The sequence below is a fragment of the Pseudomonas sp. MSSRFD41 genome, from assembly GCF_014230245.1.
GTDB lineage: Bacteria > Pseudomonadota > Gammaproteobacteria > Pseudomonadales > Pseudomonadaceae > Aquipseudomonas > Aquipseudomonas piscis.
Genome location: NZ_JACKZK010000002.1, coordinates 112,428 through 135,133, shown reverse-complemented (window position 1 = coordinate 135,133; position 22,706 = coordinate 112,428). Strand labels below are relative to the sequence as shown.

At 63.7% G+C, this 22,706-nt stretch carries 23 protein-coding genes; 10 read left to right on the top strand and 13 right to left on the bottom strand.

Translation table 11 applies throughout. The features are described 5' to 3' along the window. Positions 1–120 precede the first annotated feature (120 nt). Positions 121–1,575: a tRNA uracil 4-sulfurtransferase ThiI gene (thiI, locus tag H7A76_RS04330; protein WP_185697367.1), complete on the bottom strand. Its 1,455-nt coding sequence runs from the start codon at positions 1,573–1,575 to the stop codon at positions 121–123. A gap of 332 nt (positions 1,576–1,907) precedes the next feature. On the opposite strand from thiI, the gene glnA reads away from it, so the two are divergent. The 3 genes from glnA (at position 1,908) to H7A76_RS04315 (ending at position 4,532) form a co-directional block, all read left to right on the top strand. Continuing rightward, positions 1,908–3,314, top strand: coding sequence for a glutamate--ammonia ligase (glnA, locus tag H7A76_RS04325; RefSeq protein ID WP_053132545.1), 1,407 nt, complete (start codon positions 1,908–1,910; stop codon positions 3,312–3,314). Between the two features lie 152 nt (positions 3,315–3,466). Beyond that, positions 3,467–4,021: a chorismate mutase gene (locus H7A76_RS04320; protein ID WP_185697366.1), complete on the top strand. Its 555-nt coding sequence runs from the start codon at positions 3,467–3,469 to the stop codon at positions 4,019–4,021. Positions 4,022–4,082: 61 nt separating this feature from the next. Beyond that, entirely contained in the window at positions 4,083–4,532 is a 450-nt protein-coding gene (locus tag H7A76_RS04315; RefSeq protein ID WP_185697365.1) for a DUF4124 domain-containing protein, read from the top strand. On the opposite strand, the gene H7A76_RS04310 is transcribed toward H7A76_RS04315, so the two are convergent. After that, a complete protein-coding gene (locus H7A76_RS04310; protein WP_185697364.1) occupies positions 4,501–5,634 on the bottom strand; it encodes a bifunctional transcriptional activator/DNA repair enzyme AdaA in 1,134 nt (377 codons plus the stop codon). The genes H7A76_RS04315 and H7A76_RS04310 overlap by 32 nt on opposite strands. Before the next feature lie 358 nt (positions 5,635–5,992). On the opposite strand from H7A76_RS04310, the gene glnL reads away from it, so the two are divergent. Together glnL and ntrC are read left to right on the top strand one after the other, a co-directional pair. Continuing rightward, complete coding sequence (gene glnL, locus H7A76_RS04305) at positions 5,993–7,078, top strand: nitrogen regulation protein NR(II) (protein WP_185697363.1); 1,086 nt, start codon at positions 5,993–5,995, stop codon at positions 7,076–7,078. Continuing rightward, positions 7,075–8,511, top strand: coding sequence for a nitrogen regulation protein NR(I) (gene ntrC, locus H7A76_RS04300; RefSeq protein ID WP_185697362.1), 1,437 nt, complete (start codon positions 7,075–7,077; stop codon positions 8,509–8,511). Before glnL ends, ntrC begins: the two co-directional genes overlap by 4 nt. A 511-nt stretch (positions 8,512–9,022) precedes the next feature. Here the strand turns inward: ntrC and H7A76_RS04295 are convergent. After that, positions 9,023–9,463 (bottom strand): hypothetical protein, encoded by a 441-nt coding sequence (locus H7A76_RS04295; protein ID WP_185697361.1) that lies wholly within the window; start codon positions 9,461–9,463, stop codon positions 9,023–9,025. Here H7A76_RS04295 and H7A76_RS04290 point away from each other — a divergent pair. After that, on the top strand, positions 9,462–9,917 hold the full coding sequence (locus H7A76_RS04290) for a tRNA (cytidine(34)-2'-O)-methyltransferase (protein WP_185697360.1): 456 nt from the start codon (positions 9,462–9,464) through the stop codon (positions 9,915–9,917). The genes H7A76_RS04295 and H7A76_RS04290 overlap by 2 nt on opposite strands. Positions 9,918–10,084: 167 nt before the next feature. On the opposite strand, the gene secB is transcribed toward H7A76_RS04290, so the two are convergent. The 3 genes from secB to H7A76_RS04275 are packed head-to-tail and all read right to left on the bottom strand — an operon-like array spanning position 10,085 to position 11,271. Continuing rightward, positions 10,085–10,564: a protein-export chaperone SecB gene (gene secB, locus H7A76_RS04285; protein WP_185697359.1), complete on the bottom strand. Its 480-nt coding sequence runs from the start codon at positions 10,562–10,564 to the stop codon at positions 10,085–10,087. 39 nt (positions 10,565–10,603) lie between these two features. Then, positions 10,604–10,858, bottom strand: a complete 255-nt coding sequence (gene grxC / locus H7A76_RS04280) for a glutaredoxin 3 (protein ID WP_185697358.1) — start codon at positions 10,856–10,858, stop codon at positions 10,604–10,606. Beyond that, entirely contained in the window at positions 10,858–11,271 is a 414-nt protein-coding gene (locus H7A76_RS04275) for a rhodanese-like domain-containing protein (protein ID WP_185697357.1), read from the bottom strand. The genes grxC and H7A76_RS04275 overlap by 1 nt, the downstream gene beginning before the upstream one ends. Before the next feature lie 150 nt (positions 11,272–11,421). On the opposite strand from H7A76_RS04275, the gene gpmI reads away from it, so the two are divergent. The 4 genes from gpmI to H7A76_RS04255 all read left to right on the top strand — a co-directional run bounded on the left by gpmI (position 11,422) and on the right by H7A76_RS04255 (position 16,622). After that, positions 11,422–12,951, top strand: coding sequence for a 2,3-bisphosphoglycerate-independent phosphoglycerate mutase (gpmI, locus tag H7A76_RS04270; protein WP_185697356.1), 1,530 nt, complete (start codon positions 11,422–11,424; stop codon positions 12,949–12,951). A 135-nt stretch (positions 12,952–13,086) separates the two neighbouring features. Then, entirely contained in the window at positions 13,087–14,373 is a 1,287-nt protein-coding gene (locus H7A76_RS04265) for a murein hydrolase activator EnvC family protein (protein WP_185697355.1), read from the top strand. Between the two features lie 31 nt (positions 14,374–14,404). Beyond that, on the top strand, positions 14,405–15,715 hold the full coding sequence (locus tag H7A76_RS04260) for a S41 family peptidase (RefSeq protein WP_185697354.1): 1,311 nt from the start codon (positions 14,405–14,407) through the stop codon (positions 15,713–15,715). 97 nt (positions 15,716–15,812) lie between these two features. After that, complete coding sequence (locus H7A76_RS04255; RefSeq protein ID WP_260497907.1) at positions 15,813–16,622, top strand: divergent polysaccharide deacetylase family protein; 810 nt, start codon at positions 15,813–15,815, stop codon at positions 16,620–16,622. Between the two features lie 65 nt (positions 16,623–16,687). On the opposite strand, the gene H7A76_RS04250 is transcribed toward H7A76_RS04255, so the two are convergent. From H7A76_RS04250 to H7A76_RS04220, 7 genes are all read right to left on the bottom strand, one after another. Continuing rightward, the gene (locus H7A76_RS04250; RefSeq protein WP_185697353.1) at positions 16,688–17,443 is read right to left on the bottom strand and encodes an ABC transporter substrate-binding protein; all 756 of its coding nucleotides are present in this window, start codon (positions 17,441–17,443) and stop codon (positions 16,688–16,690) included. A gap of 63 nt (positions 17,444–17,506) precedes the next feature. Beyond that, positions 17,507–18,277, bottom strand: a complete 771-nt coding sequence (hisF, locus tag H7A76_RS04245; protein ID WP_022639244.1) for an imidazole glycerol phosphate synthase subunit HisF — start codon at positions 18,275–18,277, stop codon at positions 17,507–17,509. Positions 18,278–18,364: 87 nt separating this feature from the next. Continuing rightward, positions 18,365–19,102 (bottom strand): 1-(5-phosphoribosyl)-5-[(5-phosphoribosylamino)methylideneamino]imidazole-4-carboxamide isomerase, encoded by a 738-nt coding sequence (gene hisA, locus H7A76_RS04240; protein WP_185697352.1) that lies wholly within the window; start codon positions 19,100–19,102, stop codon positions 18,365–18,367. Positions 19,103–19,204: 102 nt separating this feature from the next. Next, the gene (locus tag H7A76_RS04235) at positions 19,205–19,465 is read right to left on the bottom strand and encodes a DUF2164 domain-containing protein (RefSeq protein ID WP_185697351.1); all 261 of its coding nucleotides are present in this window, start codon (positions 19,463–19,465) and stop codon (positions 19,205–19,207) included. Continuing rightward, the gene (hisH, locus tag H7A76_RS04230; RefSeq protein WP_068589465.1) at positions 19,466–20,104 is read right to left on the bottom strand and encodes an imidazole glycerol phosphate synthase subunit HisH; all 639 of its coding nucleotides are present in this window, start codon (positions 20,102–20,104) and stop codon (positions 19,466–19,468) included. Then, positions 20,104–20,697, bottom strand: a complete 594-nt coding sequence (gene hisB, locus H7A76_RS04225) for an imidazoleglycerol-phosphate dehydratase HisB (protein ID WP_185697350.1) — start codon at positions 20,695–20,697, stop codon at positions 20,104–20,106. The genes hisH and hisB overlap by 1 nt, the downstream gene beginning before the upstream one ends. A 182-nt stretch (positions 20,698–20,879) precedes the next feature. Continuing rightward, positions 20,880–22,541 carry an OFA family MFS transporter gene (locus tag H7A76_RS04220; protein WP_185697349.1) on the bottom strand — a complete coding sequence of 554 codons (1,662 nt, stop codon included), beginning with the start codon at positions 22,539–22,541 and terminating at the stop codon, positions 20,880–20,882. Positions 22,542–22,706 lie beyond the last annotated feature (165 nt).

Below are 22,706 nucleotides of genomic sequence, written 5' to 3'. Positions count from 1 at the left end.
GATTCGGTGTGCTGACCCATGCGGTCAGCGATGGACAGTAGATTCAGGCCTTGCCATTACAGCTTGACGGCGGCGTCGGGGGGCCGATGACGCAAGCCACAGGCGAACAGCCCCGGGCATTTAGCTCGGTCTATAAACGCGCACATTGGCATGTCCCTCGCTGAGCAGATGGTGAGCATGCAGGCGACTCATGACGCCTTTGTCGCAATACAGCAGGTACTGGCGGTTGGGGTCCAGTTCCTTGAAACGAGCGTTCACCGCATAGAACGGCAGCGCTTGCACCTCGATCCCCGGCAGCTCCAGCGGATCGTCTTCCTGGGCATCCGGATGACGGATGTCGATGACGATCTGGCCGGCCAGGGCTTCGTTGACTTCCTCGACCTTGAGGTCCTGGCCCAGCTCGTCGATCACGCGATCGATCGGCACCAGCTTGGCCCGCTCGATAGCCCGCTCGAGCACGGCCATGTCGAATTCTTTCTCTTCATGCTCGACGCGGTGGCGCTTGGCATTGGTCTTGGGGTTGACCGAGATGACCCCGCAGTATTCCGGCATGTGCCTGGCGAAATCGGCGGTGCCGATCTGGTTGGCCAGGTCGATGATGTCCTGCTTGTGGCTGGCGATCAGCGGTCGCAGCACCAGCTTGTCGGTCACGCAGTCGATCACCGACAGGTTCGGCAGGGTCTGGCTGGAAACCTGGGAGATCGCCTCGCCGGTGACCAGCGCGTCGATGTGCAGGCGCTCGGCGATGCTGGAGGCGGCACGCAACATCATACGCTTCAAGATGACGCCCATATGACTGTCGTCGACCTTGCCGAGGATCTCGCCGAGCACTTCCTCGAATGGCACGCTGACGAACAGCACGCGCTGGGAGCTGCCGTACTTCTTCCAAATATAGTGCGCGACTTCCATCACGCCCAATTCGTGGGCACGACCGCCCAGGTTGAAGAAGCAGAAATGCCCCATCAGGCCGCGGCGCATGATCTGGTAGGCCGCCACGGTGGAGTCGAAGCCGCCGGACATCAGCACCAGGGTCTGTTCCAGGGCACCCAGCGGGTAGCCGCCGATGCCATTGTGCTGGCTATGGATCACGAACAACCGTTGGTCGCGAATTTCCATCCGCACTTCGATTTGCGGCTCTTTCAGGGATATTCCCGCCGCACCGCACTGCCGGCGCAACTGGCTGCCGACGTACTTTTCCACATCCATGGAGCTGAATTCATGCTTGCCGGCACGCTTGCAGCGCACGGCGAAGATCTTCCCTTCCAGGGTCTGGCCGAAGTGCTGCTTGCACTTGGCGACGATGTCGTCGAAATCCCCCAGGGGGTACTCATCGACCTGCAGGAAATGCGCGATACCGGGCATGCAGCGCAGGCGCTCGGTCATCTCCTTGAGGGCCTTGGGCTCGCTGACGGCGGTTTCCAGCTCGAGGTTGTCCCACACACCATTGACCACCACGGCCGGGTCCAGGTCGCGGAGCACGGCACGGATGTTCTTGGCCAGCTGACGGATGAAACGCGTCCGTACCGGGCGGCTCTTGATGGTGATTTCCGGGAAAACTTTAACGATTAGTTTCATGAAAACAGCGCGCGCTGGGCCAGCCGAAAAAGGGGGGCGCGGATTATAGCGGAAATTGCTCAAGGTTTAACCAGTTAATGTACAGAAGGTTTTCAATGCACCAAAACAGGTCATTCATCCAAATAAGCGCTACATTGCAGTGCGCAAAAAGCCGGCGTTCGTTGCCATGGGTCGCACAAAGCGTGGTTTTGGAGCACAAAACCCATCCCAGGGCACTGGCATGCAATTTGCTCCCTTGTGAGGCAGGTTGCCATGGCAGAGTATTCGCGCCGGCATCACCCACATTCTAAGGGCACTCCAACATCAAGCCCGAAGCCACCCCGGAGGACACTATGTCGAAGTCGGTTCAACTCATCAAAGATCATGACGTCAAGTGGATTGATCTGCGCTTCACGGACACCAAGGGCACTCAACATCACGTGACCATGCCGGCTCGTGATGCGCTGGATGAGGACTTCTTCGAAGCGGGCAAGATGTTCGATGGTTCCTCCATCGCTGGCTGGAAAGGCATCGAAGCCTCCGACATGATCCTGATGCCGGACGACGAGACCGCCGTGCTCGACCCGTTCACCGAAGAGCCGACCCTGATCCTGGTGTGCGACATCATCGAGCCTTCGAGCATGCAAGGCTACGACCGTGACCCACGGGCGATCGCCAAGCGCGCCGAAGAGCACCTCAAGGCCACCGGCATCGGCGACACCGTATTCGCAGGTCCGGAGCCTGAGTTCTTCATCTTCGACCAGGTGAAGTTCAAGTCCGACATCTCCGGCTCGATGTTCAAGATCTACTCCGAGCAAGGCTCGTGGATGTCCGACCAGGACGTGGAAGGCGGCAACAAGGGCCACCGTCCAGGCATCAAGGGCGGCTACTTCCCGGTTCCGCCGTTCGACCATGACCACGAAATCCGTACCTCCATGTGCAACGCACTGGAAGAAATGGGCCTGACCGTCGAAGTCCACCACCACGAAGTGGCGACTGCCGGCCAGAACGAAATCGGCGTCAAGTTCAACACCCTGGTGAAGAAGGCCGACGAAACCCAGACCCTGAAGTACGTGGTGCACAACGTGGCCGACGCCTATGGCCGCACCGCCACCTTCATGCCAAAACCGCTGTACGGCGACAACGGCTCGGGCATGCACGTACACATGTCGATCTGGAAAGACGGCAAGAACACCTTCGCTGGCGAAGGTTATGCCGGCCTGTCCGATACCGCCCTGTACTTCATCGGCGGCATCATCAAGCACGGCAAGGCCCTGAACGGCTTCACCAACCCGGCCACCAACTCCTACAAGCGCCTGGTGCCAGGCTTCGAAGCTCCAGTGATGCTGGCCTACTCGGCCCGTAACCGCTCCGCTTCGATCCGCATCCCATACGTGTCGAGCCCGAAAGCCCGCCGTATCGAAGCACGCTTCCCGGACCCGGCCGCCAACCCTTACCTGTGCTTCGCCGCACTGCTGATGGCCGGCCTGGACGGTATCCAGAACAAGATCCACCCAGGCGATGCCGCGGACAAGAACCTGTATGACCTGCCGCCGGAAGAGGCCAAAGAAATCCCGCAAGTTTGCGGCAGCCTGAAGGAAGCCCTGGAAGAGCTGGACAAGGGCCGTGCGTTCCTGACCAAAGGCGGCGTTTTCAGCGACGACTTCATCGACGCCTACATCGCCCTGAAAAGCGAAGAAGAGATCAAGGTCCGCACCTTCGTGCACCCACTGGAATACGAGCTGTACTACAGCTGCTGATCCGGTAGCGCTCGCGCAAGCGGCGTGATCGAAAGGCCTCCTTCGGGAGGCCTTTTTCATTCCCGGCACAAACGCCCCAGGGATTTTACCGTGGGCGTCCCGCCAGCTTGCAGGCATCATGGCCAGCCCATTACCCACCCGGAAGCCCGCCGATGACATCTTCCCTGAGCCTGTGTCTCGCCTTCGCCTGTGCCTTGTCCGCCAGCCTGGCCCGGGCCGATGACACCCCGGCCAGCCTCGCCCCGCTACTGGGCAGCATCGCTGAACGCCTGGACATCGCCGAGCAAGTGGCCCTGAGCAAGTGGGACAGCCACAAGGCTGTGGAGGACCGGCCTCGCGAACAGCAAGTGATCGCCGCCGCCACGGCCCAGGCTGCCAGCCATGGCCTGGATGAAGCCACGGTGGAACAGTTCTTCGCCGCGCAGATCGAAGCCAACAAGCTGGTGCAATACGCCAGGCTCTCGGCCTGGAACCTGCAAGGCCGGGCTCCGGACACTCCCCGCCAGGACCTGGCCGGACAGATCCGCCCGCAACTGGACCAGCTGCAAAAGCGCCTGCTGCAACAACTGGCCAGCTTCGCCCCCCAGCGCAGTGACCCGCACTGCCCGCAATGGCTGGCCCGGGCCAACCAGGCCAGTGCCGGCGAACCGCTGCGCCAGCTGGCGATGATCCGCGCCACCGCCGAATTATGTGTGTTCAAAGGTTAACCACGCCTGCTCCCTGCCCGGTGCGCCCCTATGCTGAGGGCTTGCCAGGAGGACCCGGACCATGCGTATCGCTGCTTTATGGCTGCTGTGGATAACCCTGCTGCCGGCTGATGCGGCCCCCTATCACCCCGCCGCCGGCCGTTGCACCGGCAGCGACCGAGGATCCAGCGACTGGCCGCCTTCGAACAGGGCACCGGCCGCCTGCCAGACCAGCCAAAGGCAGGTCTACCGCCGCCTGCAGCTCAACGGAGTGCCGGAGCAGGGCGCGCTGCGGGCCAACAACGGCAGCTTCAGCGTCCAGGTAGACCTGCACCCGCCGCTACAGCCGTCACATCGCCTGCGCCTGCTGCTGGATGGCGAGCCTCACGGCGCCCCTGGCCGTGGCCCGCAGTTGCATTTGTCGAACCTCGACCGCGGCCTTCATCGCCTAGCGGTGCAAGTCCTTGAGGGCGAGCAAGTCCTGCAGCAAAGCGCGGAAATCAGTTTCTTCCTGCTGCGCGCCCACCGCTGAACGACTCCTGGGCCTGCACTGGTTGTTCCCGTCCAGCCAAGTGCATGCGGCGCTCATGCTCCAGCAGCCAGCGCTTGCGCCATAGGCCACCGCCATAACCGGTGAGCGAGCCATCGGCGCCGATCACCCGATGGCAGGCGATGACGATGGCGATCTGGTTGGCGCCATTGGCCCGGGCCACGGCGCGCACCGCCGTCGGCGAGCCGATATCCCGCGCCAATCCGGCATAACTGCAGGTGCTGCCCAGGGGAATGGCCCGCAGCGCCTGCCATACCGTGCGGGTGAAGGCCGAGGCCTGCATCGCCAACGGTGTCTGGAAAGACACCGGCTCACCGGCGAAATAACGGCGCAGTTCGGCCTCGATCTGGTCGATGGGGGCAAAACGCCCGAAGCCGATGCTCGAACCACTGCTGTCCTGCAATTTGCGCAGCTCCCCGGCCAGGGCCGGGCGGTCGAAGAACTCCAGCAGATGCAGGACCTGGGCATCGGCCACGGCCAGCATCACGCCGATGGGGGTCTGCAACCAATCCGCCTTGAGCAGCTCGCGCCCCCGCCAGTTCGAGGGTGGCTGGCCGACCAGCCGGCCGAAGGCCTTGCGAAAGCCGCTGTCGGAGTCGAAGCCGGCACTGAGCTGGGCCTCGATCACCGGCTGGCCCGACGCCAGTTGCTGCATGCCCCGGCCCATGCGCCGCAAGCGAGCCATCTCCAGGAAGGTCACGCCGAAGTAGCGCTTGAAGGCACGCCGCACGGTGGACGGGTCCAGCCCCAGGCGCACCAGGTCATCCTCGTACCAGCGGCGCTCGGCATCCGCGTGCAGTTGCTCGAGCAAGGCCTTGACCCAGGGCTCCTGGACTCCCGCCTCGGCCAGTGGGCGGCAACGCAGGCAGGGGCGAAAACCCGCTTCGACACACCCCTTGATGGAGCTGAAGAACACCGTGTTATGGCGCTTGGGCTTGCGGGCGGCACAGGTCAGGCGGCAGAACACTCCGGTGCTTTTCACCCCGACATAGGCAAAACCTTCATAGGCCGGATCGCGATCCAGCAGTGCCTGGTACAGGGTGTCGTCGTCAGGGAGGCGAAACAGCAGGGGGGCGTGGTCCATGGTGCATCCTGGATCTTCGAGCATCGGGTCCGGCACTCTAAACCCGCGCCCGGCTGGTTGCCGCTGAAAAACGGGCGTCGATTCACACTCCAGCGACGGATCATGCACGGGCGCAGATCATGCACTATATTGGTGCGCAACCTTGCACCCATGGCGCATCGACCACCCATTTTGGGTCGAAAACCTTCGCCAGGGCTGGCAGCCCGCCAAACGGGCGTCGTTCAAACGCCTGTTTCAGGGGCTCGGACGCTTCTTTTCGGAGCCTTGGTTTGGTTTTTGCATTTTCCCCATGACAGCGCTTCAACCCGTGCACGATCCGCGACCGGCCGCGGATCGCCCTGCTCCAAAAGAGGTCCGAATGACCATCAGCGACCCACTGCATCGCCTGCTACTGGACAACCTGACCACCGCCACCATCCTGCTCAACGCTGACCTGCGCCTTGAGTACATGAATCCGGCAGCGGAGATGCTCCTGGCCATCAGCGGCCAGCGCAGCCATGGGCAGTTCATCAGCGAGCTGTTCACCGAGTCGGCCGAAGCCTTGAGCTCCCTGCGCCAGGCGGTGGAACAGGCGCACCCCTTCACCAAGCGCGAAGCGATGCTCACCGCCCTGACCGGCCAGACCCTGACCGTGGATTACGCGGTGACACCGATCCTCAGCAACGGCGACACCTTGCTGCTGCTGGAAGTCCATCCCCGGGATCGCTTGCTGCGCATTACCAAGGAAGAGGCCCAGCTGTCCAAGCAGGAAACCAGCAAGATGCTGGTGCGCGGCCTGGCCCACGAGATCAAGAATCCCCTGGGGGGAATTCGTGGCGCGGCCCAGTTACTGGCCCGCCAGTTGCCTGAAGAAGGCCTCAAGGACTACACCAACGTCATCATCGAAGAAGCCGATCGCCTGCGGAACCTGGTGGACCGCATGCTCGGCTCGAACAAGCTGCCGGTCCTGGCGCCGACCAACATCCACGAAGTGCTGGAACGGGTCTGCAGCCTGGTGGAAGCCGAAAGCCAGGGCTGCATCACCCTGGTCCGGGACTACGATCCGAGCATCCCCGACGTGCTGGTCGACCGCGAGCAGATGATCCAGGCAGTCCTGAACATCGTGCGCAACGCCATGCAGGCCATCAGTACCCAGAACGAACTGCGCCTGGGCCGCATCACCTTGCGCAGCCGCGCCATGCGCCAGTTCACCATCGGCCACGTACGCCACCGGCTGGTGACCAAGATCGAGATCATCGACAACGGCCCGGGGATTCCCGCCGAACTGCAGGACACCCTCTTCTTCCCCATGGTCAGCGGCCGTCCGGACGGTACCGGGCTGGGCCTGGCCATCACCCAGAACATCATCAGCCAGCACCAGGGCCTGATCGAGTGCGACAGCCATCCAGGCCACACCACGTTCTCGATCTTTCTGCCACTGGAACAAGGAGCCCCATCGACATGAGCCGAAGTGAAACCGTGTGGATCGTCGATGACGACCGTTCAATCCGCTGGGTCCTGGAAAAAGCCTTGCAGCAGGAAGGGATGACCACCCAGAGCTTCGACAGCGCCGACGGCGTGATGAGCCGCCTGGCACGCCAGACCCCGGACGTGATCATCTCCGACATCCGCATGCCCGGGACAAGCGGCCTCGACCTGCTGGCACGGATTCGCGAGCAGCACCCGCGCCTGCCGGTGATCATCATGACCGCCCACTCGGACCTGGACAGCGCCGTCGCCTCCTACCAGGGCGGCGCCTTCGAGTACCTGCCCAAGCCATTCGACGTCGACGAGGCGGTCTCCCTGGTCAAGCGCGCCAACCAGCACGCCCAGGAACAGCAAGGCCTGGAAGTGGCCCCGAGCCTGGCCCGCACCCCGGAGATCATCGGCGAGGCGCCGGCGATGCAGGAGGTATTCCGCGCCATCGGCCGGCTGAGCCACTCCAACATCACCGTGCTGATCAATGGCGAATCCGGCACCGGCAAGGAACTGGTGGCCCATGCCCTGCATCGCCACAGCCCCCGGGCGAGTTCGCCGTTCATCGCCTTGAACATGGCGGCCATCCCCAAGGACCTGATGGAGTCCGAGCTGTTCGGCCATGAAAAAGGCGCGTTCACCGGCGCGGCCAACCTGCGGCGCGGACGCTTCGAGCAGGCCGACGGCGGCACGCTGTTCCTCGACGAGATCGGCGACATGCCGGCCGACACCCAGACCCGGCTGCTGCGGGTGCTGGCCGACGGCGAGTTCTACCGGGTCGGTGGCCATACCCCGGTCAAGGTCGACGTGCGGATCATCGCCGCCACCCACCAGAACCTGGAAACCCTGGTCCATGCCGGCAAGTTCCGCGAAGACCTGTTCCACCGCCTCAATGTGATTCGCATCCATATTCCACGCCTGTCGGATCGTCGCGAGGACATCCCGACCCTGGCCAAGCACTTCCTCGGCCGCGCGGCCCAGGAGTTGGCGGTGGAACCCAAGCTGCTCAAGCACGAGACCGAGGAATACCTGAAGAACCTGCCCTGGCCGGGCAACGTGCGCCAGTTGGAGAACACCTGCCGCTGGATCACCGTGATGGCTTCCGGGCGCGAGGTGCATATCGGCGACCTGCCACCGGAACTGCTGAGCCTGCCCCAGGACTCGGCGCCGGTGACCAACTGGGAACAGGCATTGCGCCAGTGGGCCGACCAGGCCCTGGCCCGCGGCCAGTCCAACCTGCTGGACAGCGCGGTCCCGAACTTCGAGCGGATCATGATCGAGACCGCGCTCAAGCACACCGCGGGTCGGCGCCGCGATGCCGCGGTCCTGCTGGGCTGGGGCCGCAATACCCTGACCCGCAAGATCAAGGAACTGGGCATGAAGGTCGACGGCGGCGACGAGGAGGACAGCGACGAGGCTTGAGCGGCTGTTCTGTAGACCCTATCGCGAGCCAGCCTCGCTCCTGCGGATCTTGTGTTTCGTAGGAGCGAGGCTGGCTCGCGATGCTTTTCGTGCACCGAAATGGTGAGCCTGCACCGCCAAAAGGCTCGGCCAGACGGAGATCCGCTACCGAACGGCCGCACCAGGCCAGGCAAGAAAAACTCAACAAAACGGCGAAAGCCCCGAGAACCGGGGCCTCCAGCTTGACCCTGCAATTAACTGAAGCGTTTAAGCCTGAATTGGCACGCCCCCTGCAATAACAAGATCACGAGCGCCACCGCTCACCCGTTTTGGGGACCTTGGTACAGGCAGGCCAGGAATCCCCCTCTTTAACACCCGGTCCGCCCGCGCCAAGCGAGCCGGCCAGAGTTTTGGGGACCCTGGTACAGGCAGGCCGGGAATCCCCTTCTTTACACCTGGGCTCGTCGCCGACAAGACGACCAGCCCTTCCCTTTTGGGGGCCTTGGTACAGGCAGGCCGGGGTTTCCCTCTTTTATTGCTCGCGCAGGCGGACTTCCAGGCGCCAACGCCCGTCCACCTCGCTCCCGCTCCATTCACCCCGCAGCGGGCGAGCGGCCACCAGGTTCAGCAACAAGCCCTGGTCCGCCAGGCGTATCCGCCAGTTCGCGGTCCGCTGGTTGACCTGTAATTGACCCTGTTGCGCCTGGCCCGTGGCATCGAACAGCAACGCCACCGCCCCCTCGATATGTTCGCCATGGACCTTGGGCTCACGGTCGAACCACACCACCAGGCCCTCGGCCACGCCTTCGACCTTGAGCAACTGCACCGGCTCGGTCTGGGTCAGGCGTCCGATCATCAAGCCAACCATCAACCCGACTATGGCCAGGGAGCCGAACACCCGCAGCATTAGCTTCGGCCGCGGGTCTTCTTCAGGCGTAGAATGCTGCCTGTCTTTCTCTTCGGAGCCGTGCATGTTTCACGTCATCCTCTTCCAACCAGAAATTCCGCCGAATACCGGCAACGTTATCAGGCTGTGCGCCAACAGCGGCTGCCACCTGCACTTGATCGAGCCGCTGGGTTTCGAAATGGACGACAAGCGCCTGCGTCGCGCCGGCCTCGACTATCACGAATACGCCACCCTGCAACGCCACCCCGACCTCGCCAGCTGCTTGCAGAGCCTCGGCCATCCACGCCTGTTCGCCTTCACCACCAAGGGCTCGCGGCCTTTCCACGACGCCAGCTTCCAGGACGGCGACGCCTTCTTGTTCGGCCCGGAAAGCCGTGGCTTGCCGGCCGAAGTACTGGACGCCCTGCCCGGCGAGCAGCGCCTGCGCCTGCCCATGCGCGAAGGCTGCCGCAGCCTGAACCTGTCCAACACCGTGGCGGTGGCGGTCTATGAAGGCTGGCGCCAGCTGGGCTTCAAATAAGCGCCTGCTTGTGCAGGAGCCAAGCGTGCTCGCGATGAACGGTAACGCGGTGCACAGGCATTTCGCCTCGCCCCTGTCGCGGGCCAGCCTCGCTCCTACCTGAAGGTTTCTCCCGAGCAAGAAAAAAGCGCCATTGACGGCGCTTTTTTCATGGCTGGACGAAGCACTTACTGAACGGTGTTCTCGCCGGCCTGTACGCGTTGCAGCTCCTGGGCGTACAGCGCGTCGAAGTTCACCGGAGCCAGCATCAGGGCCGGGAACGAACCACGGGTCACCAGGCTGTCCAGCGCTTCGCGAGCGTACGGGAACAGGATGTTCGGGCAGAAGGCACCCAGGGTGTGGCTCATGGAAGCCTCGTCCAGGTTCTTGATCAGGAAGATACCGGCCTGCTGCACTTCAGCGATGAAGGCCACTTCGTCGCCGTTCTTCACGGTCACGGACAGGGTCAGCACCACTTCGTGGAAGTCTGCTTCCAGGGCTTTCTGGCGAGTGTTCAGGTCCAGGGAGACGCTGGGTTCCCACTGCTGGCGGAAGATCGCCGGGCTTTTCGGCGCTTCGAAGGACAGGTCACGCACATAGATGCGCTGCAGGGAGAATTGCGGTGCGCTTTCGTCTTCGGCAGCAGCAGTGTTCTGTTGGTCAGTCATCTCGGATCCTTCTTGATCTCGGGGGTCTATAGGGAAGTTTCAGGCCGCCAGCAACGCGTCGAGCTTGCCGGCGCGCTCCAGGGCGAACAAATCATCACAACCACCTACGTGGGTGGCGCCGATCCAGATCTGCGGCACGGACGTACGTCCGGCTTTCTGGGCCATGTCGGCGCGCACCTGCGGCTTGCCATCGACCTTGATCTCTTCGAAGGCTACGCCTTTGCTTGCGAGCAGGTGCTTGGCCCGCGAGCAATAAGGGCAGTAATCACTGGAATAGACGATGACCTGGGACATTACTTCACCAATGGCAGGTTATCGGCCTTCCAGCTGGCGACACCGCCGGACAGCTTGGCCGCGGTGAAGCCGGACTTCATCAGCTCGCGGGCGTGGGTGCCGGCGTGCTGGCCCTGGGCATCCACCAGGATGATGGTCTTGGCCTTGTGCTTTTCCAGCTCGCCGATGCGGGCTGCCAGCTTGTCCTGGGGAATGTTCAGCGCGCCGACGATGTGGCCCGCGGCGTATTCCTTGGATGGACGGATATCGATCACCACGCCCTGCTCGCTGTTGACCAGCGCGGTCAGCTCACCGGTGCTGAGGCTGCGGCCACCGCGGCTCAGTTCATGAGCGATCAGCAGGGCCAGGAGAATGACGAAGGCGCCGACGAGCAAGTAGTGTTCAGTAGCGAATTGAATCAGGTGAGCAACCATCTAAGGAGGTTCCAGGGCGTGAAAATGCCGGCCAGTATACACAGCCCTCAAGGTCGGCCAAACCCCGCCCGGCGGTGACGCCGATGGAACTTGCCTTTAAACTGCCACTCCCTTTTTCAACACCTCCTTTTCCAGCCACGAGTGGACGCCATGACTACCACGCCTAAACCTTTGGTCCTGATGATTCTGGATGGCTTCGGTCACAGCGAGAGCCACGAATCCAACGCCGTCTATGCCGCCAACACGCCTGTACTGGATCGCCTGTGCGCCAGCGTGCCCAACGGCCTGATCTCGGGTTCGGGCATGGATGTCGGCCTGCCGGACGGCCAGATGGGCAACTCCGAGGTCGGCCACATGAACCTCGGGGCCGGCCGCGTGGTGTACCAGGACTTCACCCGGGTGACCAAGGCCATCCGCGACGGCGAATTCTTCGACAATCCGACCCTCTGCGCCGCCGTGGACAAGGCCGTGGCTGCCGGCAAGGCCGTGCATATCCTCGGCCTGCTGTCGGACGGCGGCGTGCACAGCCACCAGGATCACCTGGTGGCCATGGCCGAGCTGGCCTTCAAGCGTGGCGCCGAGAAAATCTACCTGCACGCCTTCCTCGACGGTCGAGACACCCCGCCCAGGAGCGCCCAGTCGTCCATCGAACTGCTGGACGAAACCTTCAAGACCTTGGGCAAGGGCCGTATCGCCAGCCTGGTCGGCCGCTACTTCGCCATGGACCGCGACAACCGCTGGGACCGCGTGGCCCAGGCCTACAACCTGATCGTCGAGGGCCAGGGCCAGTTCAGCGCCGCCAGCGCCCAGCAAGGCTTGCAAGCGGCCTACGAGCGCGATGAAAGCGACGAATTCGTCAAGGCCACCACCATCGGCGAGCCGGTCAAGGTCGAGGACGGCGATGCCGTGGTGTTCATGAACTTCCGCGCCGACCGGGCCCGCGAGCTGAGCCGGATCTTCGTCGAGGATGATTTCAAGGAGTTCGAGCGTGCGCGCCAGCCGAAACTGGCCGGTTTCGTCATGCTCACCCAGTACGCGGCGAGCATCCCGGCCCCGGCGGCCTTCGCCCCCAGCAGCCTGGAAAACGTACTGGGCGACTACCTGGCCAAGAACGGCAAGACCCAGCTGCGCATCGCCGAGACCGAGAAGTACGCCCACGTGACCTTCTTCTTCTCCGGCGGCCGCGAAGAGCCATTCCCGGGTGAGGAGCGCATCCTCATCCCATCGCCGAAGGTCGCCACCTACGACCTGCAGCCGGAAATGAGCGCCCCGCAAGTCACCGACAAGATCGTCGACGCCATCGAGCACCAGCGCTATGACGTGATCATCGTCAACTACGCCAACGGCGACATGGTCGGCCACAGCGGTGTGTTCGAGGCCGCGGTGAAAGCCGTCGAATGCCTGGACCTGTGCGTCGGGCGCATCGTCGACGCCCTGGAGAAGGTCGGTGGCGAAGCACTGATCACCGCCGACCACGGCAACGTCGAGCAGATGTCCGACGAAACCACCGGCCAGGCCCACACCGCCCACACCACCGAGCCGGTGCCCTTCATCTATGTCGGCAAGCGGCCGCTGAAGGTCCGTGAAGGCGGCGTCCTGGCGGATGTGGCGCCGACCATGCTCAAGTTGCTGGACCTGCCGCAACCTGCGGAAATGACCGGTAAATCGATCCTGGTCTGATAGCAAATGGCCCAATAGCGGGCCGCAAACGGCCTTTTATGACGAACGCCTCAAAGCAGTTGGCTTTGAGGCGTTTTTTTTGCCGCGAGGGGCGGGCATACTAGGCCGTCCCTTTCCCTGGTGTCGCCCGCCTCTATGCTTCGCGCCTTGATTGCCCTTGCCCTGACCTGCCTGCTCCAACCGGCTTTCGCCGATGAGCGCGCGCAAACCCAACAACAGTTGGACGCCACGCGTCAGGACATCGCCGAGCTGAAGAAACTGCTGGGCAAGCTGCAGGAAGAGAAATCCGGAGTGCAGAAGGAGCTGCGCGGCACCGAGACCGAGATGGGCAAGCTGGAGAAGCAGGTCGAGGCCCTGCAGAAAGAGCTGAAGAAAAGCGAATCCGAGCTGCAGCGACTCGATGAGGAGAAAAAAAAACTCCAGAGCGCGCGCACTGAACAGCAACGGCTGATCGCCATCCAGGCCCGCGCGGCCTACCAGAACGGGCGCCAGGAATACCTCAAGCTGCTGCTCAACCAGCAGAATCCGGAAAAATTCGCCCGTACCCTCACCTATTACGACTACCTGAGCCAGGCCCGCCTGGAGCAGTTGAAGAACTTCAACGAGACCCTGCGCCAGCTGGCCAACGTGGAAAAGGACATTTCCCTGCAGCAGGCCCAGCTGCTGGTGCAGAAAAGCAGCCTCGACACCCAGCGCGAGGAGCTGGCCAAGGTCCGCAAGGAGCGCCAATTGGCCCTGGCCAAGCTCAACGACGACGTCAAGGCCCGGGACCAGAAGCTGCAGCAGCGCGAACAGGACCAGGCCGACCTGGGCAAGGTTCTCAAGACCATCGAGGAAACCCTGGCACGCCAGGCTCGCGAGGCGGAAGAGGCGCGCCAGAGAGCGCTGATCGCCCAGCAGGAAGCCGAAAAAAAGCGCTTGCGTGAAGCCCAGGCCGACACCAGCGATGCACCGCGCAAGCCGGTCCACTCCACCCCTGGAGCCCTGGTTTCCAGCAGCGGGCCATCCTATGGCGGGGCATTCGCCTCGGCACGGGGCAAACTTCCATGGCCAGTCGATGGTCGATTGCTGGCACGCTTTGGTGAAACCCGTGGCGACGATGCCCGCTCCAAGTGGGACGGGGTGATGATCAGCGCTGCCGCCGGCAGCCAGGTCCATGCCGTGCATGGGGGCCGGGTGGTATTCGCCGACTGGCTGCGCGGTGCCGGGCTGTTGGTGATCCTCGACCACGGCAACGGCTACCTGAGCCTCTACGGACACAACCAGACGCTGCTCAAGGAAGCTGGCGACGTGGTCAAGGCCGGAGAGTCCATCTCCACAGTCGGTAATAGTGGCGGACAGGACACTCCTGCGCTGTACTTTGCCATTCGTCAGCAGGGCCGCCCCAGCGACCCGGCACAGTGGTGCCACGCGCAAGGATAAGCGCTGCATCTAAATTAGGAGTTCGTTCGACATGCTGCATTTGTCCCGCCTTACCTCGCTGGCCCTGACGATCGCCCTGGTGATCGGCGCGCCCCTGGCGTTCGCCGCCGAAACCGCCCAGGCGACCAGCGCCGCGACCACCAAGGCGCCTTTGCCGCTGGAAGAGCTGCGCACCTTCGCCGAGGTGATGGACCGCATCAAGGCCGCGTATGTCGAACCTGTCGATGACAAGACCCTGCTGGAAAACGCCATCAAGGGCATGCTCAGCAATCTCGACCCGCATTCGTCCTACCTGGGGCCGGAAGACTTCGCCGAACTGCAGGAAAGCACCAGCGGCGAGTTCGGTGGCCTGGGCATCGAGGTCGGCGCCGAGGACGGCTTCATCAAGGTGGTGTCGCCGATCGACGATACCCCGGCCTCCAAGGCCGGGATCCAGGCCGGGGACCTGATCGTCAAGATCAACGGCCAGCCGACCCGTGGCCAGACCATGACCGAGGCCGTGGACAAGATGCGCGGCAAGATCGGCCAGAAGATCACCCTGACCCTGGTCCGCGACGGCGGCACGCCATTCGACGTGACCCTGGCCCGCGCCACCATCCAGGTCAAGAGCGTGAAGAGCCAGTTGCTGGAGTCCGGCTATGGCTACATCCGCATCACCCAGTTCCAGGTCAAGACCGGCGAGGAAGTCTCCAAGGCCCTGGCCAAGCTGCGCAAGGACAACGGCAAGAAGCTCAACGGCATCATCCTCGACCTGCGCAACAACCCGGGCGGCGTGCTGCAGGCGGCGGTGGAAGTGGTCGACCACTTCATCACCAAGGGCCTGATCGTCTACACCAAGGGCCGGATCGCCAATTCCGAGCTGCGCTTCTCCGCCACCGGCAAGGACGAGAGCGAAGCCGTGCCCATGGTGGTGCTGATCAACGGCGGCAGCGCCTCGGCCTCGGAGATCGTCGCCGGCGCCCTGCAGGACCAGAAGCGCGCCGTGCTGATGGGCACCACCAGCTTCGGCAAGGGCTCGGTACAGACCGTGTTGCCGCTGAACAACGACCGCGCCCTGAAGATCACCACCGCGCTGTACTTCACCCCCAATGGCCGCTCGATCCAGGCCCAGGGCATCGTCCCGGACATCGAGGTGCGCCGCGCCAAGATCACCAGCGAGTCCCAGGACGGCGAGTACTTCAAGGAAGCCGACCTGCAGGGTCACCTGGGCAATGGCAACGGCGGCGCCGACAAGCCAAGCGGATCTGCCGGCAAGGCCAAGCCGATGCCACAGGACGACGACTACCAGCTGGCCCAGGCCCTGAGCCTGCTCAAGGGGCTGAGCATCACTCGCGGTAAATGATTGAACCCTCGCCGGCCAGCCGACTCCCAAGCAGGGAGCCGGCTAGCCGGCGAAGCGTCCGCCAGGGCGTCCATTGCCAAGGCCATTGCTGATTCCCATGCTGCGCTTTCCTTCGATGCACAACCGCCAGCCATTCTCCCGGCTGCTCGGCGGCCTGCTGCTGGCCCTGCTCTGCTGCCTCCCGGTCCAGGCCGCCGCCCCGCAGGCACCCAAGGCCTACCTGAGCCTGATCATCGACGACCTGGGCCAGAACCTGCCCCGCGACCGCCGCGTGCTGGGACTACCCGGCCCGGTGACCACGGCGATCATGCCCGATACGCCCCATGCCGCCGAATTCGCCCGGGAAGCCCACCGCGCCGGCAAGATCGTCATCCTGCACATGCCCATGGACCCGGCCACCGGGCCGTTCGCCTGGCACCCGGACCTGCCGCAGGAAGAACTGCAGAAGCGCCTGGAAGCGGCGTTCCAGGCCGTGCCCTACACCAGTGGCATCAACAACCACATGGGCAGCCGCATGACGTCCCAGCGACCGGCCATGGCCTGGCTCATGAGCGAGTTGCAACGGCGCAACAAGTTCTTCGTCGACAGCCGCACCAGCGCCCAGACCGTGGCCGCCGCCGAAGCGCAGAAGATCGGCCTGGCCAGCGTTTCCCGGGATGTGTTCCTCGACGATGAACGTACCGAGCCGGCGATTGCCCAGCAGTTGCAGGCGGCGATCAAGCTGGCACGCAGGCAGGGCTCGGCGGTGATGATCGGCCACCCGTATCCGCAGACCCTGGCGGTGCTGGAGCGCGAACTGCCCAAGCTCAAGGCCCAGGGCATCGACTGGATAGACATCAAGTTGATGATCAGCGTGCGTAGCAACAAGGCCATGAGTGGGCATGGCAAGGATGGGGTGTACCGCTGAAGCAGCTGCAAGCTGCAAGCCTCAAGCCACTTGCAGCTCCAAGCTTGCAGCTTGCGGCTGCCCCTCTACAGGTAGCGGCCCATGATCTCTTCCACCAGGCCTTCCTTGCGCATCTCGTCCAGGGCGGCCTGGAGCTTGGCCACCACCTCGTCGGACACGTCCTTGTTCAAGGCCAGGTACAGCTCGGCGCTGTTGAAGCGCAGCACCGTCTTGAGGCCGGTGATGCCTTCCTGCTTGGCCAGGTAGCGCCCGGCGGGATCACCGGTGGCCCAGAGATCGATCTGCCCCGCCACCAGCTTCCTGGCGTTGTCCTGGTCACGCAGCACCACTTGCGGGTCCAGGCCCTGCTTGGCCAGGGTCTCGGCGATGGCATCGCCTTTATAGGCGCCGATCTTGTACTTGCGCGCCTGCTCCAGGGATTGGAGGGTGATCTTGCTGCCGGCCTTGGCCAGCATGATCCAATCGTCCGGGCCGATGGGGCCGACCCATTTGAACAGCGACTCGCGGTCCGGCAGCCGGGCCGTGACGAACACGCCATAACCCGGTTGCTCCAGGGCCATCTTGTAGATGCGTTCCCAGGGAAAGCGCAGGGTCAGGCTGTAGTTGACGCCGGCGCGCTTGCACATTTCACGGACGATATCCACGGCGATACCGTTGATGTTCTCGCCCTGGGCGAAGTTCTTACCGTTGATGGCCATGTTGTAGGGAGGGAAGTTTTCCGTCAGCAACACCAGGGAGGTGTCGGCGGGTTCGGCGGCGCGGGCGAGGCCACCGAGCAGAAAACCGGCGCTGGCGACAACCACAAGAAGACGTTTGAGCATGACGGGTTACCGGGAACCATGGCGAACTCCAGAGTGCCGCGAGCCCGCCATGCTGTCCAGTGGCTATCGCACCACGATCCCGCGCTGGGCCATGTAGGCCTTGGCCTCGGGAACGGTGTACTCGCCGAAGTGGAAGATGCTGGCCGCCAGCACCGCACTGGCGTGGCCCTCGATGATGCCATCGGCCAGATGTTGCAGGTTGCCGACACCGCCGGAGGCGATCACCGGGATACCCAGGGCATCGCTGATGGCCCGGGTGACGCCCAGGTCGAAGCCATTCTTCATGCCATCCTGGTCCATGCTGGTCAGCAGGATTTCCCCGGCCCCCAGGCCTTCCATCTTCTTCGCCCACTCCACCGCGTCCAGCCCGGTGGGCTTGCGCCCGCCATGGGTGAAGATTTCCCAGCGCGGCTCTTCGCCCGGGCCGGAGACCTTCTTGGCATCGATGGCGACCACGATGCACTGGGACCCGAAGTGTTGTGCGGCTTCGCCGACGAACTCCGGGTTGAACACCGCGGCGGTGTTGATCGAGACCTTGTCCGCGCCGGCATTGAGCAGGTTGCGGATGTCCTGCACGGTGCGCACGCCACCGCCCACGGTCAGCGGGATGAACACCTGGCTGGCCATGCGCTCGACGGTATGCAGGGTGGTATCGCGGCCATCGACGCTGGCGGTGATGTCCAGGAAAGTGATCTCGTCCGCACCCTGTTCATCGTAGCGCCGGGCGATCTCCACCGGGTCGCCGGCATCGCGGATGTTCTCGAACTTGACGCCCTTCACTACCCGACCGTTGTCCACGTCCAGGCAAGGGATGATGCGCTTGGCTAGCGCCATAGACTTAATCTCCGATTAAGAAGCTTCAAGCTTCAAGCTGCAAGCAAGAGCAGGCCGAGACCGTGCTTTTAACTTGCAGCTTGCAGCTTACGGCTTGTAGCTGTCGCAGAACGCCTGGGCCTCGGCGACGTCGAGGGTGCCTTCGTAGATGGCGCGACCGGTGATGGCGCCGATGATGCCCGGTGCCTTGGCGTCCAGCAGGGCCTTGATGTCGCCCAGGTTATGGATGCCGCCGGAGGCGATCACCGGGATCGAGGTGGCTTCGGCCAGGGCCTTGGTGAAGGGTACGTTGCAGCCCTGCATCATGCCGTCCTTGGCGATGTCGGTGTAGACGATCGCCGAGACGCCATCGGCCTCGAAGCGCTTGGCCAGGTCGATGACCTGTACCGAGCTGACTTCGGCCCAGCCGTCGGTGGCGACGAAACCGTCCTTGGCGTCCAGGCCGACGATGACCTTGCCCGGGAAGGCGCGGCAGGCCTCGGCGACGAACTCCGGCTCCTTCACCGCCTTGGTGCCGATGATCACGTAGCTGACGCCAGCCTTGACGTAGTGCTCGATGGTTTCCAGCGAACGGATGCCACCGCCGATCTGGATCGGCAGGGTCGGATAGCGCTTGGCGATGGCGGTAACCACTTCACCGTTGACCGGCTGGCCTTCGAAGGCACCGTTGAGGTCCACCAGGTGCAAGCGACGGCAGCCACCCTCGACCCATTTGGCGGCCATGCTCACCGGGTCGTCGGAGAATACGGTGGAGTCTTCCATGCGACCCTGGCGCAGGCGCACGCAGGCGCCGTCTTTGAGGTCGATTGCGGGAATGATCAGCATGCTTTTTCCTTCGTCAAAAGAGCTGCAAGCTGCAAGCCATAAGCTGCAAGCGCGCACGCGTGTCTACTTCTTGCAGCCTGCAGCTTGAAGCTGGCCGCTGCCTTAATTCTTTTCGAGCGCCCACAGGTCGCTTTCGATGCTCTCGAACCGCTCCTTGAGGTGCAGCTGAACATCGGCAATCGCCCTGTTGTAGTAGTGGGGGGCAATTTCCTTGCCGAACAATTCGAGGATCTCGGCCACCTCGAACGACCCCAGTTGCAGGTCGAAGCGGTCTTCGAGCAAGCGCTTGAGCTTGTCCAGCGCTTCGCGCTCCTGCTCGGGGGTCAGCGTCAGTATCGGCGCCTTGCTGCGCGACCTGTTCATTTACCAGCGACCGTCCCAGGCCGCGAAGTTCTGCAACAACTGCAGGCCATGGGTATGGCTCTTCTCGGGGTGGAACTGCACGGCAAAACGCGAGCCCTCGGCCAGCGCCGCGGCGAAATCCACGCCGTAGTGGCCGCTGCCCACCACCTGCCGGGCATTGCCGGCGGTGATGTAGTAGCTGTGCACGAAGTAGAAGCGCGCCAGGTCCGGGATGCTGTGCCACAGCGGATGGTCCACGGCCTGCTTGACCTCGTTCCAGCCCATGTGCGGCACCTTGAGATGCTCGCCCTCTTCCACCAGGCCCTTGCCGAAGAACTTCACCTGGCCGGGAAACAGCCCGATGCAGTCCACGCCGTCGTTCTCTTCGCTGTGCTCGAGCAGGGCTTGCATGCCCACGCAGATTCCCAGGAACGGACGGTCCTGGCTGACTTCACGCACCAGGGCATCGAAGCCCAGGCGGCGGATCTCGGCCATGCAGTCGCGGATCGCGCCCACGCCGGGAAACACCACCCGGTCGGCTTCGCGGATCACGCTGGCGTCGCTGGTGATCAGCACCTTGCCGGCGCCCACGTGCTCCAGGGCCTTGGCCACGGAGTGCAGGTTGCCCATGCCGTAGTCGATGACGGCTACCGTCTGCATTACAGCACGCCCTTGGTGGAAGGCATCTGCCCGGCCATGCGCTCGTCCAGCTCCACCGCCATGCGCAGCGCGCGCCCGAAGGCCTTGAACACGGTCTCGATCTGGTGGTGGGTGTTGTGGCCGCGCAGGGTGTCGATGTGCAGGGTCACGTTGGCGTGGTTGACGAAGCCCTGGAAGAACTCCTGGAACAGGTCGACATCGAAGCCGCCGACGGTGGCTCGGGTGAAGGGCACGTGCATCTGCAGGCCGGGACGGCCGGAGAAGTCGATCACCACCCGGGACAGGGCTTCATCCAGCGGCACATAGGCATGGCCATAGCGGCGGATGCCTTTCTTGTCGCCGATGGCCTGGCTGAACGCCTGGCCCAGGGTGATGCCGACGTCTTCCACGGTGTGGTGGTCGTCGATATGCAGGTCGCCCTTGCTTTCGATATCCAGGTCGATCAGCCCATGCCGGGCGATCTGGTCCAGCATGTGCTCGAGGAAAGGTACGCCGATATCGAATCGGGCCTTTCCGGTGCCATCCAGGTTGATCGAGGCTTTGATCTGGGTTTCCAGAGTGTCGCGCTCGACAGACGCCTTACGTTCGGCCATCACCAGCTCCGCAAAATCATTGGGCGAAAAAGGCGAGCAGTATAGGCCCGGGGAGGGCCAAACAGGAACACGTCGAACGACATCCTGACGGGCGCGAACCAATGGCTACGAGGCTGTACCTGTCATGACAAGCAACCCCGCGCGCGAAAGCGAGCGACCTCGCTCCCGCGCCAGGCAGGGTCCTAGTGGAACAGCACTGCGGTCTTCTGCAGGGTTATCCACACGCCCCATGCCAGGGGAATGCCCACCACCAGCCAGGCGGCGATCGCCAGCGGCACGCTGCCGGGCGAGGCTTTCCACTCCAGCACCGTGGCGCTGTCGGCGCCCTTGTCGTGGCCCAGCGCCTGCTCGGCCGCCAGTTGCTCGTCGCTCATGAAGTACTTGTCAGCCACCGGGCGCACCAGCAGGTTGCACAGGAAACCCAGCACCAGCAGGCCGGCGAGGATGTACAGGGTGATGTCATAGGCCGCGGCGCGCTCGACGCCGATGCTCAGCTGGTATTCGCGCAGGTAGTTCACCAGCACCGGACCCAGCACGCCGGCCGCCGCCCAGGCCGTCAGCAGGCGACCGTGGATCGCTCCCACCATCTGGGTGCCGAACAGGTCCGCCAGGTAGGCCGGGACCGTGGCGAAACCGCCGCCGTACATCGACAGGATGATGCAGAACGCCGCCACGAACAGGGCGACGTTGCCCAGGTGGCCGAGGTTCGGTATCAGCGCATACAGGGCAAACCCGAGGGCGAAGAACACGAAGTAGGTGTTCTTGCGGCCCAGGTAGTCGGAGAACGACGCCCAGAAGAACCGGCCACCGATGTTGAACAAGCTCAGCAGGCCAGTGAAGCCGGCGGCGATGGCGGCGATCTGCGCCAGTTGCCCGGCGTCCAGCTGGCTGAAGCTCAGGTCGTTGCCCAGCAGCTTGCCGGCGAACACTTCCTGCAGCAGTGGCGAGGCCATGCCGAGGATGCCGATACCGGCCGACACGTTCAGGCATAGCACCAGCCACACCAGGCGGAACTGCGGGGTCTTCCAGGCCACGTTCACATGCACGTGGCGGTGGGTGATCATCGCGTTACCGGCTTTTTTCACCGGCGCGCTCCAGCCCTCGGGCTTCCAGCCGGTGGGCGGTACGCGATACGCCAGGGCGCCACCGATCATGAACACGAAATAGATCGCGGCCATCACCAGGAAGCTCTGCCAGACGCCGACGCTGGTGGGGGTAGCGAAGTGGCTCATCAACGCGGCCGCCAGGGGCGCACCGACCATCGCGCCGCCGCCGAAACCCATGATCGCCATGCCGGTGGCCATGCCACGCTTGTCCGGGAACCACTTGATCAGGGTCGACACCGGGGAGATGTAGCCCAGGCCCAGGCCGATCCCGCCGATCACCCCGGAGCCGATCCACATCAGCCAGATCTGGTGGGTGTAGACCCCCAGGGCGGAAATCAGCAGGCCGCCGCACCAGCACAGGGCGGAGACCACCCCAGCCTTGCGCGGACCGGCGTGTTCCAGCCAGCCGCCCCAGATCGCCGCCGAGCAACCCAGGAAGATGAAGAACAGGGTGTAGATCCAGCCGAGCATGGAGATCGGCCAGTCACACTGGGACGAGAAGACCTGGGCGATGAAGCCCATGCCCGGCTCGCAAGCCACGGGGGCGCTGATACCCAGCGCCTTGGACAGTGGCAGCCAGAACACCGAGAAGCCATAGGCCATGCCGATGCACAGGTGGATGGCCAGGGCGGCCGGTGGAACCAGCCAGCGGTTGAAACCGGGCTTGGCGATGATGCGTTCTTTGGACAAGAACGCTGGCTGGGCGGCCGGGTTGGCGGCCGCGATGCTAGAGCTCATGGATGTTCCCCCAATTATTGGAATTGTTCACCGGCCACTCCCCTGCGACGACCTTGGCACGCAGGCATGGTCGTTCTGATTGAGTAAAGCTTCCCTTGGGCGGGCGCGACATTAAGTCGCGGAAGGACGGACGAACCGCCAGAGGTTACCATTTGCAAAACATTA

What these genes read in the sequence shown, in the direction of transcription:
- thiI (WP_185697367.1), bottom strand. Translation starts at nt 1,575, where the DNA reads ATGAAACTAATCGTTAAAGTTTTCCCGGAAATCACCATCAAGAGCCGC.
- glnA (WP_053132545.1), top strand. Translation starts at nt 1,908, where the DNA reads ATGTCGAAGTCGGTTCAACTCATCAAAGATCATGACGTCAAGTGGATT.
- H7A76_RS04320 (WP_185697366.1), top strand. Translation starts at nt 3,467, where the DNA reads ATGACATCTTCCCTGAGCCTGTGTCTCGCCTTCGCCTGTGCCTTGTCC.
- H7A76_RS04315 (WP_185697365.1), top strand. Translation starts at nt 4,083, where the DNA reads ATGCGTATCGCTGCTTTATGGCTGCTGTGGATAACCCTGCTGCCGGCT.
- H7A76_RS04310 (WP_185697364.1), bottom strand. Translation starts at nt 5,634, where the DNA reads ATGGACCACGCCCCCCTGCTGTTTCGCCTCCCTGACGACGACACCCTG.
- glnL (WP_185697363.1), top strand. Translation starts at nt 5,993, where the DNA reads ATGACCATCAGCGACCCACTGCATCGCCTGCTACTGGACAACCTGACC.
- ntrC (WP_185697362.1), top strand. Translation starts at nt 7,075, where the DNA reads ATGAGCCGAAGTGAAACCGTGTGGATCGTCGATGACGACCGTTCAATC.
- H7A76_RS04290 (WP_185697360.1), top strand. Translation starts at nt 9,462, where the DNA reads ATGTTTCACGTCATCCTCTTCCAACCAGAAATTCCGCCGAATACCGGC.
- H7A76_RS04295 (WP_185697361.1), bottom strand. Translation starts at nt 9,463, where the DNA reads ATGCACGGCTCCGAAGAGAAAGACAGGCAGCATTCTACGCCTGAAGAA.
- secB (WP_185697359.1), bottom strand. Translation starts at nt 10,564, where the DNA reads ATGACTGACCAACAGAACACTGCTGCTGCCGAAGACGAAAGCGCACCG.
- grxC (WP_185697358.1), bottom strand. Translation starts at nt 10,858, where the DNA reads ATGTCCCAGGTCATCGTCTATTCCAGTGATTACTGCCCTTATTGCTCG.
- H7A76_RS04275 (WP_185697357.1), bottom strand. Translation starts at nt 11,271, where the DNA reads ATGGTTGCTCACCTGATTCAATTCGCTACTGAACACTACTTGCTCGTC.
- gpmI (WP_185697356.1), top strand. Translation starts at nt 11,422, where the DNA reads ATGACTACCACGCCTAAACCTTTGGTCCTGATGATTCTGGATGGCTTC.
- H7A76_RS04265 (WP_185697355.1), top strand. Translation starts at nt 13,087, where the DNA reads ATGCTTCGCGCCTTGATTGCCCTTGCCCTGACCTGCCTGCTCCAACCG.
- H7A76_RS04260 (WP_185697354.1), top strand. Translation starts at nt 14,405, where the DNA reads ATGCTGCATTTGTCCCGCCTTACCTCGCTGGCCCTGACGATCGCCCTG.
- H7A76_RS04255 (WP_260497907.1), top strand. Translation starts at nt 15,813, where the DNA reads ATGCTGCGCTTTCCTTCGATGCACAACCGCCAGCCATTCTCCCGGCTG.
- H7A76_RS04250 (WP_185697353.1), bottom strand. Translation starts at nt 17,443, where the DNA reads ATGCTCAAACGTCTTCTTGTGGTTGTCGCCAGCGCCGGTTTTCTGCTC.
- hisF (WP_022639244.1), bottom strand. Translation starts at nt 18,277, where the DNA reads ATGGCGCTAGCCAAGCGCATCATCCCTTGCCTGGACGTGGACAACGGT.
- hisA (WP_185697352.1), bottom strand. Translation starts at nt 19,102, where the DNA reads ATGCTGATCATTCCCGCAATCGACCTCAAAGACGGCGCCTGCGTGCGC.
- H7A76_RS04235 (WP_185697351.1), bottom strand. Translation starts at nt 19,465, where the DNA reads ATGAACAGGTCGCGCAGCAAGGCGCCGATACTGACGCTGACCCCCGAG.
- hisH (WP_068589465.1), bottom strand. Translation starts at nt 20,104, where the DNA reads ATGCAGACGGTAGCCGTCATCGACTACGGCATGGGCAACCTGCACTCC.
- hisB (WP_185697350.1), bottom strand. Translation starts at nt 20,697, where the DNA reads ATGGCCGAACGTAAGGCGTCTGTCGAGCGCGACACTCTGGAAACCCAG.
- H7A76_RS04220 (WP_185697349.1), bottom strand. Translation starts at nt 22,541, where the DNA reads ATGAGCTCTAGCATCGCGGCCGCCAACCCGGCCGCCCAGCCAGCGTTC.